Below are 17,475 nucleotides of genomic sequence, written 5' to 3'. Positions count from 1 at the left end.
TGTCAACGAATACCTCTGTCGAAATCACAACGCAGAAACGCCAGTCCCGGAAATCACGCTTCCATTCCCCAATCCAGATACCTTCCGCGATAGGCCTGGATCCCGCCGTACACATCCGCTGTCTCATAGCCCAGGGAGGCCAGCCACCTCGCGGCCCGCATGCTGTTCGGTCCATGATAGCAGTACAGCACGATCAGGCGGTCCTGCGGCAGCTCTCCGATCCTGCTTCGCAGTTCCCCGGCCGGAATATTCACGGCTCCCCGGATATGTGCCCTGCGGTACGAGTTGGCATCCCGCATATCTACCAGAAACACATTGCTTCCCTGATCCAGGTATTCATCCAGCTGTGCCCCACTGATCAGATCCCACATAAGCATCCGCCTGTCTTCATTTCTTACTTTATATTATGCAGACAGGCACCTGTTGGACAATCACCACACTCGCCAGCCAGCAGATACCATGTTTTAGGCATAAAAAAGGAAGCCCTGCCAGGCAGGACTTCCTCCTGTTTTTTCCAAACATTACTGAAATGACTTCAGCGCATAACCGATCAGGCGTTCCATGCGCTCTGCCAGTGAAAATGCCTGATCTGCCGCGCACAGACACCATTCATACAAAACTCCGCGAAAAACCACGAACAGATAATCATTGATTTCCTTTGCGGAAACATCACCGCGAAATTCCCCTGCGTTTATTGCTTTTCTGATCAGTTCCTGCATACCGATGTACAGGCTGTTTTCATCACTGCTGTGTTTTCGCATCCGGAACACCCGGTAGCAGGTAAATTCCCGGCCATCTGATAAAACCGTGCCTGCCAGCTTGTCCACAAAGAAACTCTGTATTTTCATGCAGTAACTGTCTGTGTCCTGTGCCAGGTCATGCAGCATGCCGCCCATATCTGCGTCACGGCTTCGATATATCTGGTCCAGGATATCGTCTTTTCCCGTGAAATAGTGGTAGAACGTTCCCGTCGTGACACCTGCCCTTGCGGCAATATCCCGGACACCTACCTCTGAAATTTTCTGCCTGGCAAACAGTTCATCCGCTGCTGCCATTAGTTTTTCTCTGGAAAGTTTTGCCTTCTCCTGCTGCCTGATCCTGCTCATATTCCGTTTCTCCCATCGCACAAATAGATAGAATCATTATAGCGTACTTTCTGTATTTTGAAAAGAAACGGTCAGGCAATCAGGGTAAATCCAGACAGGGTTACCAGACCGGCAAACATAGCTGCCGGAATGACTCCTACCCAGATATTTCCGAATTTGCGGTACAGATAGGTTACCACACCAGTGGTGCCGCCCATCATATAGCAGTATCCAAACGCAAAATCCAGAGCGCCACAGCTGGTATTCTTTCCGGTTCCGTATACATCGATCTGCGGGATCAAAGTCTGGCCGGTGCCCAGAAGCATGCTTCCTCCATACTGAATGAGCAGCAGCAAAAACAATGCAAACGCAGTCATAATCGTATTTACAGCAACCGCAATCCACATATCTTTGCGCGCATCACCAGTGGACGGCAGCACACGCTGGTTCATATTTCCAATGAACATAACGGTAAAGATGATCAGGACATACGGAATTGCGCGAAGAATCCGCATCGGGCTCATTTTTAAATAGGTAGAAAGGTTCCATACCTGATAGTTGATGCCAAGGAATCCTTCCAGCAGATTCAGCCATACAAACACGAAGGTTACACAAATCAGACCCATGAGAAATCCTTTCGCCGGTTTGCTCCAGTCGATGTGTGTTTCTGCCGCTCCGCCCAGAGCATACTCGGACAGATGCTTCGGCTTTCCTTCTTTTTTCCGTTTGGATGCGGCAAAAATCATCCGCACAATGCCAATTGCGGCTACTACCAGCAGCCATCCCATGATTCCGTTTAAGTTTGCGGAAGTCAGGAATTTTGACCAGGGAGTTCCGGCTCCAGTCCATACCATAACGTAAGCGGATACCGGTACAAACAGGATTATTGGGATCACAACTGCAAATAAAGCATCCAGTACCCAGGCCTTTGCGCCTTTGCGCGGTACCTTCACCGGAACCGGGTTTGCTGCGGACGCAAAGAACGGATTCTGCATCAGCAGGTTAACCAGTGCTGCCAGCAGGAACATCATAGTCACGCAGGCAATTCCGGAAAAGATCTGCTGCGGCAGCCATGCTGTATCATCTACTGTACGGGCAACCGGTTCGTTATTGACTGCCGCCTCAAAGGACAGGATTGCCTGAATCGTCTCACCGCTGATGTTGCCGGTCTGGTGCAGGGTTCCGCCAATCTCAGAATAGCGGAACAGCTTGCCGTTTCGGTCATAATCCTGACCAGACACAACCTCAGGCAGACCAGATGCTTTTGTTACATAATCCGTACATGCCTGTGGATCACCAATAAAGAAATAGTCGTACTGGTCCGCATCAGATTTAATCAGACAAAAATCAGTATCTACATCATCAATGCCACCTGCCATCTGAATCATAAATGGTCCAAACACTTCACAGATACTCTTCACCTGATCCGGCATTGCTTTATAAGTCTGAAGAACTGTTTGTGTTCCTGCAGAATAACCGATCAGATTGATGGCATCTTTTTCTACATAGGACAGGCTGTTTGCGTATTCCGCAACCGTTTTTGCCTGAATACTGCGATCTACAGACGGATCAGACTCCCCACCTCCCTGAAGATCCGGCGAAAGCACAACATAACCTCTGCGTGCCAGTTCCATGCTCCAGGTATCATTGGAATGAGCATGATTGGAACGGCCATGATAGATTACGGCTACGGGTGCCGGTGTTTCATCGGTTGCGTTTTTGGGTATGTAAATCAGGGAACTCACGGTTGTTCCATCCTGACTGGTCAGATTCAGCCGTTTGATTTTCACGCTACCCCAGCTTGTTTGAAATCCCCAGATCAGTGTGGAACAAACGAGCAGAATTGCCATGCAGGCAGCAAAAAATGAGACTGCCTTATTCTTTTTTCTCTTCATAATCCTTCTCCTTGTGTTTTAAGAAACTGATTGCTTCCAGACCTTTCGGTCCTAAAATATAACGCGTTATGTTTTTATAAAATATAACATGTTATATTTTTAACGTCAATTCCAATATGCTCTTTTTCTCCGGTGATTTCTGACTTTCAGCACTCTTGACAATTTTTCAGCAAAAATCTATGCATTTTTCCTATAGCGATTCTTTCATATAAAAAAGGAAGCCAGCAGACGCGTTTGTAGCGCGTCCGCTGGCTCGTGTCCGATCATAATTTGAGAATGTTAATTTCTGCTGCTGTTATCCATGTTATTCCGGCTGGAGTTCTGTGCCTTGTTCTGGCTGGAATTACGGCTGGTATTCTGGGTTTTGTTCTGACTGGAGTTACGGCTGGTATTCTTGGCGCTGTTCTGGCTGGAATTGCGGCTGGTATTCTGAGTGCTGTTCTTCTCAGAATCCACGAAATTAGAAGTATGACAGTTTCTGCTGTTGTCCATATCACTGTAATGATCTCTCATAATGATTCCCTCCTGTTTGGACTTGTAAATTTGTTACAGGATTAGTATGCAGTTTTAAGGTTCAAATATACCGGCGCGGTTCTGTCTGTTTTTTCCATTTTACTACAACGTAAAAAGCCGGACAGGGGAGCTGTCCGACTTTTCTTAGGGAGTATAAATAATTAATAAGGTTGAAGAAACTGATTTAAGGGAATCAGCATTCTTCCGCTTCATTATACTGGATATCTTTGGAAAAAGCAATGTAATTTAAAACATGCTTACGATCTTTACCGGATTGCGATAGTTCCATTTGGAAATCTTGATACCGGTCGCATAGGTAGATGCATGCACAATCTTACCGTCTCCAATGTACATAGCCACATGATTGATGCCGGAACCGCCGGAATAAAACAGCAGATCCCCCGGCTGCATCTGGCTGGAGTTCACTGCATGTCCCTGGGTTGCCTGGGAACCGGAGGAACGGTTCATGCTGATGCCTGCGCCGTGCTGCATGACATAACGCACGAAACCGGAACAGTCCACACCGGTACGCGGGTCATTGCCGCCTGCACGGTACGGTCCACCCACAAACTGAAGGGCGTAGTTCACGAGATTCTGGCGGGCATTGGCTGTTGCTTCCGCTGCCTCGGCTGCCGCTGTCTCTGCTGCTGCCAGCTCTTCTTCCAGCTTCTTTGCCGCCTGGATCTCCGGAGCCGGTCCGTTGTCCTCATCGGAATCTTCTTCCGTCGCAACTTCAAGTACAGTAGAAACCGGAGCTTCCTGGATGACCTCTGGCTCTGCGTGTGCAACCATAGGTTTCTGCCACATCAAACCGCCTGATACTGCCAGCACTGCTGCTATGTATAATACTGTTTTCTTCATGAACCGCTCTCCAATCGTGAATACTTTATTTCCAAATATTACATAATTGTTAACTATGTTACAAACTGATTATACACGTATGACGCTTCTGAGTCAAGCAATCTGGGCAGAATTTACTATTTCTTAATAATTTTCTTAAACTTTCTGTGATAAATGTATGATTTTCCCATAAAATGGTAAAAAGCCAAGGGAACAGAGCCATGCAATCTTCCCCCTTGTTTCAGTATGCCCGGTCGCGGTTTCTCCGTTTTGTGGTTACCGCAGAACTTCTGATTCTTACCGCCCTGGCCTTCTCCATTTTTTCCCGAATGCCGTCCTCCAACGCACTTCTCTCCGCCGCCCGATCCGCATCTCCATCCGATTCTGCCAGGACAGAAGAAAAACACTTTATCAAGTGGGTAGATTTCACAGTTTCAAATGAAGCGCTGCGCCAGGCTCTGCGGCTGGATGTGGACAGTTTTACCTCTGACTGCCATTTAAACTGGATCGAGCTTCTGGCCTATCTGGCGGCCCGCTACGGCGGTGATTTTTCCCGCTACCGCGCCGCAGACATGGACGCGCTGGCAGAACGCATAAAAGGCGGAGCCTCCATGCAGTCCCTGACGGAAAACATGAAATACTACGCCTATTATCTGGAAGCCTATACCGCAGTTCTGGGCGGCATGGTCGGCGCTTATGAAATTGAAGAACCCGTTGAGGACGGCAGTGTATCCTGGGTCACCAAATACGGACTGAAGGCATTTTCCCCGATCGCAAAAAACTTTCCCTACCAGGATTATGACGATTTCGGTGTATCACGCAGTTATGGCTACAGGCGTCAGCATCTGGGACACGATATGATGGGACAGGTGGGAACACCTGTCATTGCCGTAGAATCTGGTTATGTGGAAGCCATCGGCTGGAACCAGTACGGCGGCTGGCGGCTCGGCATTCGCAGTTTTGATAAAAAACGCTACTATTATTACGCGCATCTGCGGAAAAATTATCCCTATCATAAATCGTTAAAGGAAGGCAGCATCGTCCAGGCCGGTGATGTGATCGGCTATCTGGGCCGCACCGGCTACAGCCGCACGGAAAACACAAACAACATTGACGAACCGCATCTGCATTTCGGTCTCCAGCTGATCTTTGATGAATCCCAGAAAGAGGGAAACAACGAAATCTGGATTGACTGTTACCAGCTTGTCCAGTTTTTGCAGTTAAACCGCTCCGAGACAAAAAAGAACCCGGAAACAAAAGAATATTTCCGAGTTCTTGAAATGCGAGATCCAGCAGTGCCCTGACAGGATCACAGCTCCATTTTCTGTTGTTTTAGCCGCGCGGACCGCGTACCAGCCACATGACCAGTGCCACAATGCCGATCACCGGCAGCAGCGGAATGAGCAGCGTCAGAATGCCGCCTATGATTGTAAGCACCAGTGTGAAAAATAAAATTACAATCACAACCGCCAGCACCTTCCAGTACCATTTATTCAAGTCATAGTAATGAATGTTCCCGCTTCCGCTGTAGCCACCAGACTGCGTCTGCTGTGCATTCTCCTGCTGACTGCTTCTGCCGCTGTTTCCGGCAAAACTGCCAAATGGATGATACTCCTCATACTCACCCTCTGCCGCTCCCGGCGTTGTATCCAGAATGGTACGGGCAATCAGACGCGGATCTCCCAGTTCATCCATAATGTCAGCTTCCGACCGCCCCTTCTGACGCTCGGAACGAATATAATCATCGTAATAACGGAGATTGTCCCGCACCACAGACGGCGGAACATTGCCGGAAAGCGCATTCTCCAGTCCCCGCAGAAATTCTTCTCTGTTCAACTCGGTATGCCTCCTCTCAGGTTGCTTTTTTTCTAGAAGTATAGTACCATAAATACTGCAAATTGAACAGTTACAAGTTTTCACGAAATGATAAGGAGTATGACATCCTATGGAAGAGCTTTATGTATTTGGCACCGGCAACGCCAATGCCACCCATTATTACAATACCTGTTTTGCCCTGCGTGACGGAGACCAGTATTTCATGGTCGATGCCGGCGGCGGCAACGGAATCCTGCGGATTCTGGAAGATATGAAAATTGATTATCCTCAGATCCATCATCTGTTCGTGACTCATGAACACACCGACCACATTCTCGGTGTCATCTGGCTGGTCCGTTTCATTGCCACCCGCATGAAAAACGGCAAATACGACGGAGATTTCCAGATCTACTGCCACGACGGCCTGGTATCCACCATCGACACCTTCTGCAAACTGACCCTGCAGGACAAATTCTACCGTCTCATTGGCGACCGCATTCACCTGATTCCGGTCCATGACGGAGAAACCTTACATATCCTGGATTACGATGTTACATTCTTCGACATCCATTCCACCAAAGCCCGTCAATTTGGCTTTACCACGGTTCTGAAAAATGGCAAAAAGCTGACCTGCGCCGGTGATGAGCCTTACAATCCAGCCTGCGAGCCTTATGTAAAAGGAAGCGACTGGCTGCTCCACGAGGCGTTCTGCCTGTACGATGAGCGTGACCGCTTCAAGCCTTATGAGAAACATCACAGCACCGTCAAAGACGCCGCAGAGCTGGCCGAAAGCCTGCATATTCCGAATCTGGTGCTCTGGCATACCGAAGACAAATCCGTCGGAAAGCGGAAAGAGCTTTACATGACCGAAGGCAAGACTTACTATCATGGAAATCTCTATGTGCCGGAAGACCGGGATATTATAGCGCTTTAACAAAAATGGCCTCCCGCACAATGCGGGAGGCCGTCGTGTTTATCTTCTCACTTTACATATTTCCTACTCATCATCCTCATTTGTCCCATCATGATACTCATTTACATAGATCAGATGACTTCTTGATTCTTCTACTATAGTCCGGACAGTCTCAGCAGTAAGAGGCATATCCTGAGGCTGTAATACCAGGCTTAAGGCACATGGAAGATTGATACCGCAAATCAGGTGCCGATGTTCGTTTACATATGGGCAGAACTGCTGATTTACGCTGCCTCCTAACATGTCTGTCATCATAACTACTTCATCTTCCGGGTCAAAGGAATCAAATAATTCCTTAATCTGGGTTGGAAGATCGGTGTCATCCATATAAGCGCTGATGTCAATGATGCCGTCCATAGAAGTAAGAAAATTCAATGTGTCTTTGAGGCCATTAGCCAGTAAATGATGGGAGGCGATAATATATCTTCTCATAACGCTTCTCCTTATAGTTTTATAGTTGTAATTGCGATAGCGTGACGGGGATCAGATTCTACAGAGATTTGATCAGATGATCTACGTAAAGTTCTGCTTCTCCCTGGAGAAAAGGAGTCTGCATGCTTTCATAACCTTTTCCGAATTCATCTTTCTCTACGATATAACCTGCACTGTAGTTTGCATAACCCCATACGATGCGCATAGGAGCATGAAAATGCTTTTTGATCTCTATTCCGAAGGTAGAAAACAACTCTCCCGGAATCGTGATGATCTCCAGATCACCTAAGTGGAAAATAACAGATCGGAGTGTAACATCGATACCACCTGCCTTAATTTTTCTTCTCATGTGACGGACACCGGACCAGAGAAGCTTCTTATCATCCTCTGTGACAGCAGCAGACAGTTTCTTTTCATCTTCTGCTAACTGTGCCTTCATGACATCCAGATCATAGGTCTGATGAATGGTATACTCGGCAGTCTTTACAGCGTCAACCTTTAACTCCATAGGAGTTTCTGTTTCCGCAAAAATATCAATCTGCTCCATGATTCCATCGCGGACACGCCACAGCTCTTTTTCATTATTTCCCTGACGGTACTGGCGATTGCCCATATCACCGCAGGCGCCCTGCATGGTAATGAAAATACTATTGTATTTTTCATCCAGTGCTTTTCCGATATTTCCCAAAAGATCAGAACTGATCTTCATATTGTGGATGCCAAGGACCGTTGGATGGCAGGTAAACTGGAACATACCTGCTACTACATGGTTTTCATTGCGGAACAGGATCATGTTGATATCTTTATCACTTGGTTTGTCAATATAATTGCGGTTTCCGTATACACCTTCTATTGTTCCCTTTACCATATAAGGTGTTACCTCTAAGAAACCACGGTCAAAGCATTCATCTACAGCGTCAAAAAGCTGTTTCATTACCAGCTCCCTGTAAACTGCCTTGCGATGATTTCTGTCTTCTCCTTCATCTTCAAAGCTGATATCAGGGCCAGAGTGTGTATGAATGGTTCCGATGATGATATTTTCCTTTGGAACAGAATATTTTCCGGCAAGGACTGTGCGGGCATAATCAGAGATCGGTTCTTCTAACCGGCACAGATCCAGAGTGGACCATATAAAAATCTCCCCGTTAATGCGCAGGACTAAAGTCCTGCAGTAAAGTTCATCTAAAACACCAATGGATTTTCCTGTTCTCATGGCATAACCGCGCATATACATAGGAAATGGAGGTGTGATATTACGTTTTGCTGCGCTTACTTCAACCATATGATATCTCCCCTTAGTTGAATAAAAAAGGGCTCTGCCTGCCAAATAAGACAGGCAGAACCGTCATTATGGTGATGTCACCATCAGGCGACATGTCCGTTTAGTTATGTTAGTTATAAATGATCAAGCCAGGATTCCCAGTGCAGAACAGATCATGGAGAAGATGATAACAATGAGGATCAGGGTAGTGATCTTCATGCCCTTCTTTCCAAGGAGCTTATACAGTACCAGGACAGTAGCTACAGAGATCATAGAAGGCATGATCTTGTCTAACAGATCTGCAACTGCCAGATTAACTTCACCCATCTGGAATGCCAGAGGTGTTTTTGCAGTTACAACCGTTGCGGACAGAGCACCAACAACAGTAAGGCCCAGAACAGAAGCAGCATCTGTGATGCGGGCAAGCTTACCGCCCACTTTGGTGATCAGTTTGGTACCTTCACGGTATCCGATCCACATTAACTGGGTACGGATGCAGATGAAGATAAGGTTTACAATGAGCCACAGGATAACACCGATAGGGTTGCCTTCCAGAGCCATATATCCTGCAATGGAGCCCATGATAGTAGGAAGCAGTGTCCAGAATAAGGTATCACCGATACCAGCTAAAGGTCCCATTAAGCTGACCTTGATATTCTGTACAGCATCCAGGGAAGTGATTCCCTCTTTGTCTTCCAGAGCCAGAGTAGCGCCAAGAACGATATTTGCCAGCCATGGCATGGTGTTGAAGTATTTATAATGGTTGTTTAATGCTTCAACATATTCGTCATCATCTTTATAAATCTTACGCAGCAGAGGTCCAATACCGAAAACAACAGCCGGAGCAAGCTGGGTATCGTAGTTAAAGGTTGTTACTGCCATTAAGGACCAGCGGATGGCACCTTTCACACAGTCTTTTTTTGTTAAAACGGGAGCTTTTTCCATTACTTCATTCTCATTATTCATCTTCAAGACCTCCTGCAAATCCTACATTTTCCTTTGCCTCTTCATCCATATAGAACTTGTAAGCTAAAGCTACACCAAGGAATGCGATACCGAGGATCGGTACGCCCATGTATGCGCTGAGTACAAAGCCGATCAGAATATAGTTGAAGTACTTCTTTGCCGGCATGAAATGGAGCAGCATGGCAATACCAAGACCAGGAAGGAGCTTTCCTGCTACAGACAGACCGCCTGTTACCCAGGAAGGAAGCACATCCAGGATAGCCTGAACTAAAGGAGCGCCTGCTGTTAATGCAACAGCGGTTGGGAATGCCATGAATACAGCTACCATAACAGGGCAAAGGTAAAGGATAGCATACATTTTGCCAAACTGTTTTTCATTGGCATATTTCTGGGATTTCTGGGCAATGAAAGAGTTGCAGATCTTGTATAAAACGTCCATCTGTACGCCCAGCATACCAACAGGAAGACCGATCGTCATACCAACTTCCGGTCCCTGTCCGGTTGTTTTTGCAAATGCGCATGCAATAATGGTTGCAACGCCATAATCAGGTACAGAAGAACCGCCAAGAGCGGCAACACCTAAGGACATCAGTGTGAAAGTACCGCCGATGTAAAGACCGCTGTTCATGTCGCCTAAGATCAGTCCGCACAGGAAACCTACGATAACAGGTCTTGCATGTGTCAGTGATAATCCGCGGCGGTCAACGTTGATTTCAGCAGCCACCAGGACAAGCAGTACAATTTGTAAAGCACTTAATTGCATAACAATTTCCCCCTTTGTTATTTCAGAAATTCATCAATAGAAACTTCTGCGTCTGCAGGTACATACTGTGCATAGAGTTTGGTCCCTGCAGCCTTTAATTTCTTATAAGCCTCAAGGTCATCCGGCTTTGCGTAAGCTCTCTGGGAAAGTTTTACAGCTTCTTCGCCTTCCGCAGGTTTTACAGTTCCGCCAATGACCAGTTCTGGGATCTTTACACCGATTTCAGACAGCTTTACCAATGTTTCCGGCCTCTTAACCAGTACAAATACTGTGTGATCATTGTATTTTCCGGCTTTGAAGTTATTTAAAGCTGCTTCCTCGGTAATGATGGAAATAGCCATTCCGGTAGGTCTGGCAAGCTTCATGCTGGCTTTGGTCAGTTCATTGTTGGCAACCGTATCATCAATAATCATGATACGCTGTGCGCCGGAACGTCCTGCCCACTGTGTAGCCACGATACCATGAAGAAGACGGTTATCAATTCTTGCAAGTACAATACCCATATTTTCCTCCTATTCGTCCTCACGGACGGCCGGGCTTTCTGCCTGCCCGGAAAGCTTGTTTTTTGAATTCAAATGCATGTAATCATAAATGTAAGCAATCTCACTTACAGGCAGAGCCACCCGGTAATGCCGGGAGATATCCTGAAAGCTGTCCCTTACCTGCCTGATAAAGTCGGCGTGTTTTTGTTCAAATTCTTCCAGATCCTGGTAATTATCAATGGTCGTTTTTGTGACCAGTCGTTCCACCAGACAGCAAAGGTGGACATAAAGCCCGATCATGATACGTCCTGCGATCTTTCTTCCTGTGATCTTCTGAAGCCGTCCCACCGCCTGCTCCACTTCATCTAGAAGCTTGTCAGGATTTAAAATGGTAATGGACTCTACTACATTCTGCAGAGAGAAATTCTTTACCAGGTTCTGGTTAAATACTTCCATTTGTTCTTCATCCAGGTACTCTGAAAAAATGTTTGTCAGTTTTTCTGCGGAATTCATAGAAATAATATCCTCCAAAGAAATAAAAGGAATTCCTTCGATTTCCGGATTAAAAAGCCCAATGATACATTTTACATGGTACTGCTGAAAAATCTCATCATGGCTGCCGTTTTTCATCAGCCGGTAATAATCGTAAGCCACAAATTTTACAGGAATGGAAGTGGCGGAAGTCTTTAAGATCAGCTCTTTTAGCTTTTCCGTTGTGTCAATACCGTTTTCTCCGCTGAAGATCACGGCGTCTTCCTTCTGTACATTGTGGATGATACGGTAGGTGCAGACATTGCTTTCGCTGGCCCGTTTCAGGATGTCTTCCAGCTTCTGGTTCCCACAGATGCCAAGGCCGATATCAACAGCTAAGGCAGTGGAAATATTGTTGATGATGCCGATGTTTAAGTTTCGCAGGCCGCCCATCTGGCTGTGGATCTGCTCTAAAGAACCCATATCCACCAGAAGTACTACGTCCTGACAGGTGATAAATCGTTCAATGTGTTTTTCTAACAGTCCGGTGATGTCACTCATCTGCATGTCAAGAGGCATATCAATGGCATCAAATACCTTTCGCCCGATGATCTGATTTGCGGCATCTGCAATACTGGAAGCTGTTGCATAGCCGTGGCTTAAGATAATACCGGCTGCGGAAAGTCCCTGGATCTTCTGGTTCTGGTTTTTTATATCTAAAAGCAAAAACAGCTGGTTTAAACTGTCTGCTTCAATGTCCAGATTCAGTTTGATCAGGTTTACGATCCTGGAACAGATGACCGCTTCTTTTTCAAGAACAGCGCTTACAGCCTGAAACATTTCTTCAATCTCGTCATGGTTTTGTTTCATCCAGTTGTCGATCAGATGGTCGCCCTGAAGCTGTATATATAAGCGGCGGGCAAGTAAGTGACTGTATTTTTTGGAAAGGCTGATGCCATACATTTCACCTACATTTTCAAAAATCTGATTGATCAGCTGTTCGTAAGTGGAGATCTTGATGTTTACAAGCTTCTGTCCGTAGATCAGATAATCGTAATAATCATTTAATTGTTTCCGGAATTCCATCATCAGGCTGTCAAAACTGAGCATATCCTGACGGTAATCTTCAAAGACATCCAGCATGATCTGAAAATACTGTACCGTCTGCCCCAAAGAGGTATCACGGCTATAACTGCTTAAGTGGATCATCCGTTTGTCTTTGTCCTCAACCTCCAGTTTTAAGGAGGAGAGCATGTATTCCGGAAGGTGATAGCTGTGAATAGCGATACCATCGCTGTTTTTTTCCAGATAAGCTCCGGCACAGCTACTGGTAACGCAGGTTTTTAACTCGTCGATGTTGTTTTCGTAGGAAAATTCCAGCATACAGTGGAAGGCGTTCTGGCTGATGCTTACATCTACGCCCATGCGCCGCCCTTCTTCTTTTAAGAAGGAGACTAACATTTCCTCTTTTTCATCGGCTGTGCGTTCATGTAACGTTGGGACCGGAATCACAATGGGGATCATCCTTGCAAGTGGTTTATAGAGTGTTTCCGCCGGTACTTTTGTGGTGGAAAATACCAGTCGTGCATTGGATTCAAAAATATGTTCATCATCATGATATCCTTTGTACTGTCCCGAAATTAAGTAGGAATAGATCAGTTCCTGTCCCGAAAATGGGAGCCTGTCAATTTCATCAAAGAAAAGGATGCCGCCGTTTGCCTTTGCAAGCCAGCCTTTTCCCTCTTCGCTGCCGCAAAGGGAAAGAGCAAATTTTTCTTCATTCTGGGCATATTCGGAGCAGTCTACTGTGATATAGGGCGGGAGAGAAGCTGCGCCTGCAGTTCCAAGAACCCGTTCGTTTACAGCGTATTCATACATCAACCCGGAAAGAAAAGCCTTTCCTGTTCCACCGGCTCCGTTAAAGAGGGCCGGAAGACCGTTTGGCGGATATTTGATAGCTGCTTTACACTGCTCAATACAGGAACCTAAACTCAGGTAATAACCGATAGCTTTCTGAAAATCTCTTTTCTTTTCATCACTGCGGCATTTACGCTGAAAATCGTCCATACCGGAGAATACGCAGGTTTCCAAGGTGACCTGGGCCTCACGTTCAACATTTTTCTTATGGAAGAAATAAACAGGGCGGGAGTTTACCTTAATGGCCCTCTCTTCTTTTACTAACTCGTTCAGATACTGACTGGCCAGATTACGGGAAATGTTCAATGATTCGCTGATATGATTTGCCGTAAAATATTTCAGATCTTTCAGAGCATAACCCCTGCTTATTTTTTCCAGGTAAAGATAGAGTTCTTCTTTTGTGCTGATCATGTACATGATTCTCCTGCTTCTTGATTTGACTTGAATTCTTTTCACGCGTTTTTAATATCTACCTGACTGCAAATACAATTATACAAAAAATAGTTTTGAAAGGAAGATGTTTTGAACGATTTCGCCAGTTTCACAAGGGATTCGTCAGTATCGATGAGGAAAATGATGAAATGTTCGATGGGTGAGAATGGCTTCGACACTAGAATTGACACTGTTATATAGGCTAAGTATGCTATACTTAATGAATCATACAGAAAAATTCAAACGGAGGAAATCAATATGCACAACAAGAAACCAACCATTTATCTGGTGGCCGTAGACATGGACGGAACTCTTCTTCATAATGACAAAAGCATATCAGACTATACAATAAATGTTTTGAGAAAGATTGTTGAAAAAGGCATACTCCTGGTGCCGGCATCTGGCAGACCTTTAAATGGAATGAAAGCTGCTGTCTTAAATAATGTGAAAGGAATCAAATATGCCATCTGCTCCAATGGTGCCATGCTTATGGATGTACAAAAAGAAAAAAGTATCAGCGAGACAGGTATTCCCACAGAAAAAGCATTGAAAGCCCTTGCTTATCTGGAGCAATTTCCCGTGGCTGTATATGTCCATACAGACAAAGGTACTTTCCGGGCAGAAGGCTGGGAGAAAACAGGGCTTTCGGAGAAATATCCTTACATCAGATTCAGCGAAGGAAATGTAAAAAATCTGGGAGAGTTTTTAAAGACCAGCGGGGTAAACGTGATGAAAATGGGGGCTTTTGTCTTAACAGATGAACTGGCACAGAAACTGCTGGAAAAAGGAAGCCCCATACCAGGCATTGCATTTCTGCGAACCGGCGATGGCATTATAGAACTAAACTCCACCAATGCTTCCAAAGGAAATGCACTATATATACTTTGTGAAAAACTGGGGATACAATTGGAAAATGTTCTGGCTATTGGGGATAACGAAAACGATATCTCCATGCTTCAGGCTGCGGGCATTTCAGCCGCAATGAGAAATGCGGAAGATGATGTAAAACAGGCAGCAAAATTTGTAGCCGGGAATAATGAAGAAGATGGAGCAGCTCATTTTCTGGAGGAATGGGTTCTGTAAAAAAACAAAATATGACAAACAAAAACAGCCCGTAGACTTAACGTCTGGGCTGTTTTTATTATCGTATTTTTTAATGATTCTTGATCCGTCCATCGTAATCCAGAATATATCCATCCGGAGTTGTAGTGTTTTTCAGCATTGCACCGGAATTGTCACAATAGTATTTTTCACCGTTCCAGTCAACCCATCCGGTTCTCATGTAACCATTCTCATCGAAGATATACCACTTGCCATCAATCTCTTCCCAGGCATTCTTCGTGTAAGTTCCGTCACTGTGCTGATACCACCAGCCGGTTGTATCGCTCTTCCACTCACCAGAAACCGGCAGACCGCCTGCCTCTCCGGCACGGATTGCCTTCACCTGGTCCGCATTGTAAGAAACAACATTGGATTCTACCCACTTACCCTTGTTAGAAGCATTCTCTCCATTAACCGGGCGCACCTTTACCTGATAACTGGCAGGTCTGGTCACTTCGTTCTTCAGGTTATAGTTCGGTTCTGTAGTTGTCCGCGTGGTCACACCTACTGCACTGCCATCACGGTAGACCATAACCTCATAGCTTCCTGCTCCGGAAATTGGATTCCAGATGGCAAAACCATTATTGGTCAGATTAACCGTCTCTTCTTCGTTAAAATCTGCAACATACTCAGACAGGGACGGAAGTTTTACTACCAGTTTCAATGTTTCAGAGGAATCCTGCTTAGATGCCTTTACCAGTGTTGCTCCGTCCAGTTTCACATCACTCAGCTTTGACAGGGAAAAATAATATCCATCCTCTGCACGCAGATAAATGCTAAGTTCCGGTACATCGGTAGCTACCCATTCAAAACCGGAATTGTTCACCTCATAAGTATCATAATAATACTTGCTGGAGTCCTTTACATCGACATCAACATCTTCAGATCCGATGCGGGTCTCCGGGGTAATACTTGCTGTCACTTTTACATTTACCGATTTGATTTTCTTTTTGCTGGCCGCCATAACCGGCATTGCCATCAGCCCTGTCAGGAGAGCTGCGATGGTAATCATACCAATCAGTTTCTTTTTACTCATCATCTTCCCCACTCTCTTTTTATGATTTATTGCTGGATACTCAGCTTTTTTATGGATCTGGATTATTACAGTTTTACTCTATTACATCTCTTTTCCAATGTCAAGATGCCGTCCTGATTCGTAAGTTTTCTCATAAAAACGTAAGAAAAAAGACCGGCATTTTCTCAATACCGGTCTTTCATTTCGTTTCTCTTGTGTTACCCGTTTCAATTGTTGTTCTCTACCCGATCAGGCTCATTAAGTATCCTACAAATGCGCCGCCCGGCGTTCCAATAATATTGCCGAGGAGAGCCATCAGGATACCGATCGGAACCAGCGCGTTACTGTATGCGCCTGCAAGTACCGGTGCTGTCGCAGTTCCTCCGATATTCGCCAGCGAAGCAACGCCACAGGTAAAGATATCCAGCCGGATCAGCTTTGCGAGGATTACCATAACCGTTACATGGATCAGCAGGATCAGGAATCCGGCTGCCAGCCATACCGGTGCATTTCCCATAGCAGAGATATCTGCTCTGGAAGCGATCATCGCAACGACAATGTAAAGAATGATATTGGAAACCTCTTCCGTTCCCTTAATCTTTCCAAACGGAGTCATCGCTGCGATCAGGCCGGCAGCTGTTACGAGAAGGACCGTCCAGGTTGCCTTATCAAAAACAGGCAGAACGGAAGCAACCATAACACCGGCATCCTTGGACAGAGAGGATACAAAAAAGGATACACCGATCAAAAGAAGCATGTTTTTCCATGCAAGAGGTCTCTTGTCCTCCCTTGCCTCTTTTTCCAGAGATGCTCCTACTTCATCGATCAGACGTACATCTGCCTTTGTCCAGGAGTTGAATTCCTTAGAGAAATTAATCACCCACAGAAGGAACATAACATAGATCACTGCACAAACCGAGTCCATTACCAGGGCATATGCCAGACTTTCTTCACTTACATCCAGAATTGCCTGAACCGCCAGCATATTACTGCCGCCGCCTAACCAGCTTCCGCACAGTGCTGCAAGTGCTTTCCAGCTATCCGGTCCCAGTAATTTATGGAAAATGCCATAGCTTACTACAAAACCAATACCGATTGAAATACTTGCTGAGAAGAAACCGATCAGCATTTTCGGTCCTAATTTAATAATTTTTTTCAGATCACAACGAAGCAGCATTAAAAACAGCATCGCGTAGAGTAATGGATTTTTAATTGCTACATAAACGGCTGACGTATCCTGCAAATCCCATACTTTCATAGTGCATAAAAGCATCATGCCTAAATAGATCAGAACGATCGGTGGTGCAAATTTAAAAAAAGTCTGTGCGCCCTTTCCCCGCAGGTACACAGGAAGATTGACCAAAATTGCTGCCAGCAGCATTAAAGTGGCCAGATAGATAAATCCATCATGAATCATTTGAAATGCTCCATTCCGCCACCAGATATCGGTGGGCTTTAATTTTTTCAGAACAAGTCAAAACAGGCGGTTGAATTTTCCTCCTTCCCCATTTCAA

At 45.6% G+C, this 17,475-nt stretch carries 17 protein-coding genes; 3 read left to right on the top strand and 14 right to left on the bottom strand.

Annotation, left to right across the window (positions count from 1 at the left end; genetic code table 11):
* Nucleotides 1-53: 53 nt before the first annotated feature.
* From DWY84_RS13120 to DWY84_RS13100, 5 genes are all read right to left on the bottom strand, one after another.
* Nucleotides 54-371: a rhodanese-like domain-containing protein gene (locus DWY84_RS13120; protein WP_182434957.1), complete on the bottom strand. Its 318-nt coding sequence runs from the start codon at nt 369-371 to the stop codon at nt 54-56.
* 150 nt (nt 372-521) lie between these two features.
* The gene (locus tag DWY84_RS13115; RefSeq protein ID WP_118533830.1) at nt 522-1,106 is read right to left on the bottom strand and encodes a TetR/AcrR family transcriptional regulator; all 585 of its coding nucleotides are present in this window, start codon (nt 1,104-1,106) and stop codon (nt 522-524) included.
* A 71-nt stretch (nt 1,107-1,177) separates the two neighbouring features.
* Nucleotides 1,178-2,980 (bottom strand): alpha/beta fold hydrolase, encoded by a 1,803-nt coding sequence (locus tag DWY84_RS13110; protein ID WP_118533829.1) that lies wholly within the window; start codon nt 2,978-2,980, stop codon nt 1,178-1,180.
* 279 nt (nt 2,981-3,259) lie between these two features.
* On the bottom strand, nt 3,260-3,493 hold the full coding sequence (locus tag DWY84_RS13105) for a hypothetical protein (RefSeq protein ID WP_347560801.1): 234 nt from the start codon (nt 3,491-3,493) through the stop codon (nt 3,260-3,262).
* Nucleotides 3,494-3,739: 246 nt separating this feature from the next.
* A complete protein-coding gene (locus DWY84_RS13100) occupies nt 3,740-4,354 on the bottom strand; it encodes a C40 family peptidase (RefSeq protein ID WP_118533827.1) in 615 nt (204 codons plus the stop codon).
* Between the two features lie 200 nt (nt 4,355-4,554).
* Between DWY84_RS13100 and DWY84_RS13095 the strand changes: the two genes are divergently transcribed.
* Nucleotides 4,555-5,637 carry a M23 family metallopeptidase gene (locus tag DWY84_RS13095; RefSeq protein ID WP_118533826.1) on the top strand — a complete coding sequence of 361 codons (1,083 nt, stop codon included), beginning with the start codon at nt 4,555-4,557 and terminating at the stop codon, nt 5,635-5,637.
* Between the two features lie 28 nt (nt 5,638-5,665).
* Here DWY84_RS13095 and DWY84_RS13090 read toward each other — a convergent pair whose 3' ends face one another.
* On the bottom strand, nt 5,666-6,169 hold the full coding sequence (locus tag DWY84_RS13090; protein ID WP_118533825.1) for a DUF1700 domain-containing protein: 504 nt from the start codon (nt 6,167-6,169) through the stop codon (nt 5,666-5,668).
* Between the two features lie 109 nt (nt 6,170-6,278).
* Between DWY84_RS13090 and DWY84_RS13085 the strand changes: the two genes are divergently transcribed.
* A complete protein-coding gene (locus tag DWY84_RS13085) occupies nt 6,279-7,082 on the top strand; it encodes an MBL fold metallo-hydrolase (RefSeq protein WP_118533824.1) in 804 nt (267 codons plus the stop codon).
* A gap of 63 nt (nt 7,083-7,145) precedes the next feature.
* Here the strand turns inward: DWY84_RS13085 and DWY84_RS13080 are convergent, their stop codons facing one another.
* The 6 genes from DWY84_RS13080 to DWY84_RS13055 all read right to left on the bottom strand — a co-directional run bounded on the left by DWY84_RS13080 (nt 7,146) and on the right by DWY84_RS13055 (nt 13,824).
* The gene (locus tag DWY84_RS13080) at nt 7,146-7,553 is read right to left on the bottom strand and encodes a PTS sorbitol transporter subunit IIB (RefSeq protein WP_118533823.1); all 408 of its coding nucleotides are present in this window, start codon (nt 7,551-7,553) and stop codon (nt 7,146-7,148) included.
* Between the two features lie 58 nt (nt 7,554-7,611).
* On the bottom strand, nt 7,612-8,835 hold the full coding sequence (locus tag DWY84_RS13075; protein WP_118533822.1) for a hypothetical protein: 1,224 nt from the start codon (nt 8,833-8,835) through the stop codon (nt 7,612-7,614).
* 123 nt (nt 8,836-8,958) lie between these two features.
* Entirely contained in the window at nt 8,959-9,780 is an 822-nt protein-coding gene (locus DWY84_RS13070) for a PTS system mannose/fructose/sorbose family transporter subunit IID (RefSeq protein WP_243024858.1), read from the bottom strand.
* Nucleotides 9,773-10,543 (bottom strand): PTS sugar transporter subunit IIC, encoded by a 771-nt coding sequence (locus DWY84_RS13065; RefSeq protein ID WP_118533821.1) that lies wholly within the window; start codon nt 10,541-10,543, stop codon nt 9,773-9,775. The genes DWY84_RS13070 and DWY84_RS13065 overlap by 8 nt, the downstream gene beginning before the upstream one ends.
* A gap of 17 nt (nt 10,544-10,560) precedes the next feature.
* Nucleotides 10,561-11,046 carry a PTS sugar transporter subunit IIB gene (locus DWY84_RS13060; RefSeq protein WP_118533820.1) on the bottom strand — a complete coding sequence of 162 codons (486 nt, stop codon included), beginning with the start codon at nt 11,044-11,046 and terminating at the stop codon, nt 10,561-10,563.
* Between the two features lie 9 nt (nt 11,047-11,055).
* Nucleotides 11,056-13,824 carry a PRD domain-containing protein gene (locus tag DWY84_RS13055; protein WP_182434956.1) on the bottom strand — a complete coding sequence of 923 codons (2,769 nt, stop codon included), beginning with the start codon at nt 13,822-13,824 and terminating at the stop codon, nt 11,056-11,058.
* 279 nt (nt 13,825-14,103) lie between these two features.
* On the opposite strand from DWY84_RS13055, the gene DWY84_RS13050 reads away from it, so the two are divergent.
* Entirely contained in the window at nt 14,104-14,928 is an 825-nt protein-coding gene (locus DWY84_RS13050) for a Cof-type HAD-IIB family hydrolase (RefSeq protein ID WP_118533818.1), read from the top strand.
* Nucleotides 14,929-14,998: 70 nt separating this feature from the next.
* Here DWY84_RS13050 and DWY84_RS13045 read toward each other — a convergent pair whose 3' ends face one another.
* Together DWY84_RS13045 and DWY84_RS13040 are read right to left on the bottom strand one after the other, a co-directional pair.
* A complete protein-coding gene (locus DWY84_RS13045; protein WP_118533817.1) occupies nt 14,999-15,985 on the bottom strand; it encodes a cell wall-binding protein in 987 nt (328 codons plus the stop codon).
* A gap of 217 nt (nt 15,986-16,202) precedes the next feature.
* Nucleotides 16,203-17,378 carry a DUF819 family protein gene (locus DWY84_RS13040; protein WP_118533816.1) on the bottom strand — a complete coding sequence of 392 codons (1,176 nt, stop codon included), beginning with the start codon at nt 17,376-17,378 and terminating at the stop codon, nt 16,203-16,205.
* Nucleotides 17,379-17,475: the final 97 nt, after the last annotated feature.

This window comes from Clostridium sp. AF27-2AA, from assembly GCF_003478505.1.
Classification (GTDB): Bacteria; Bacillota; Clostridia; order Lachnospirales; family Lachnospiraceae; genus Brotaphodocola.
This window is presented reverse-complemented; position numbering and strand designations above follow the sequence as displayed.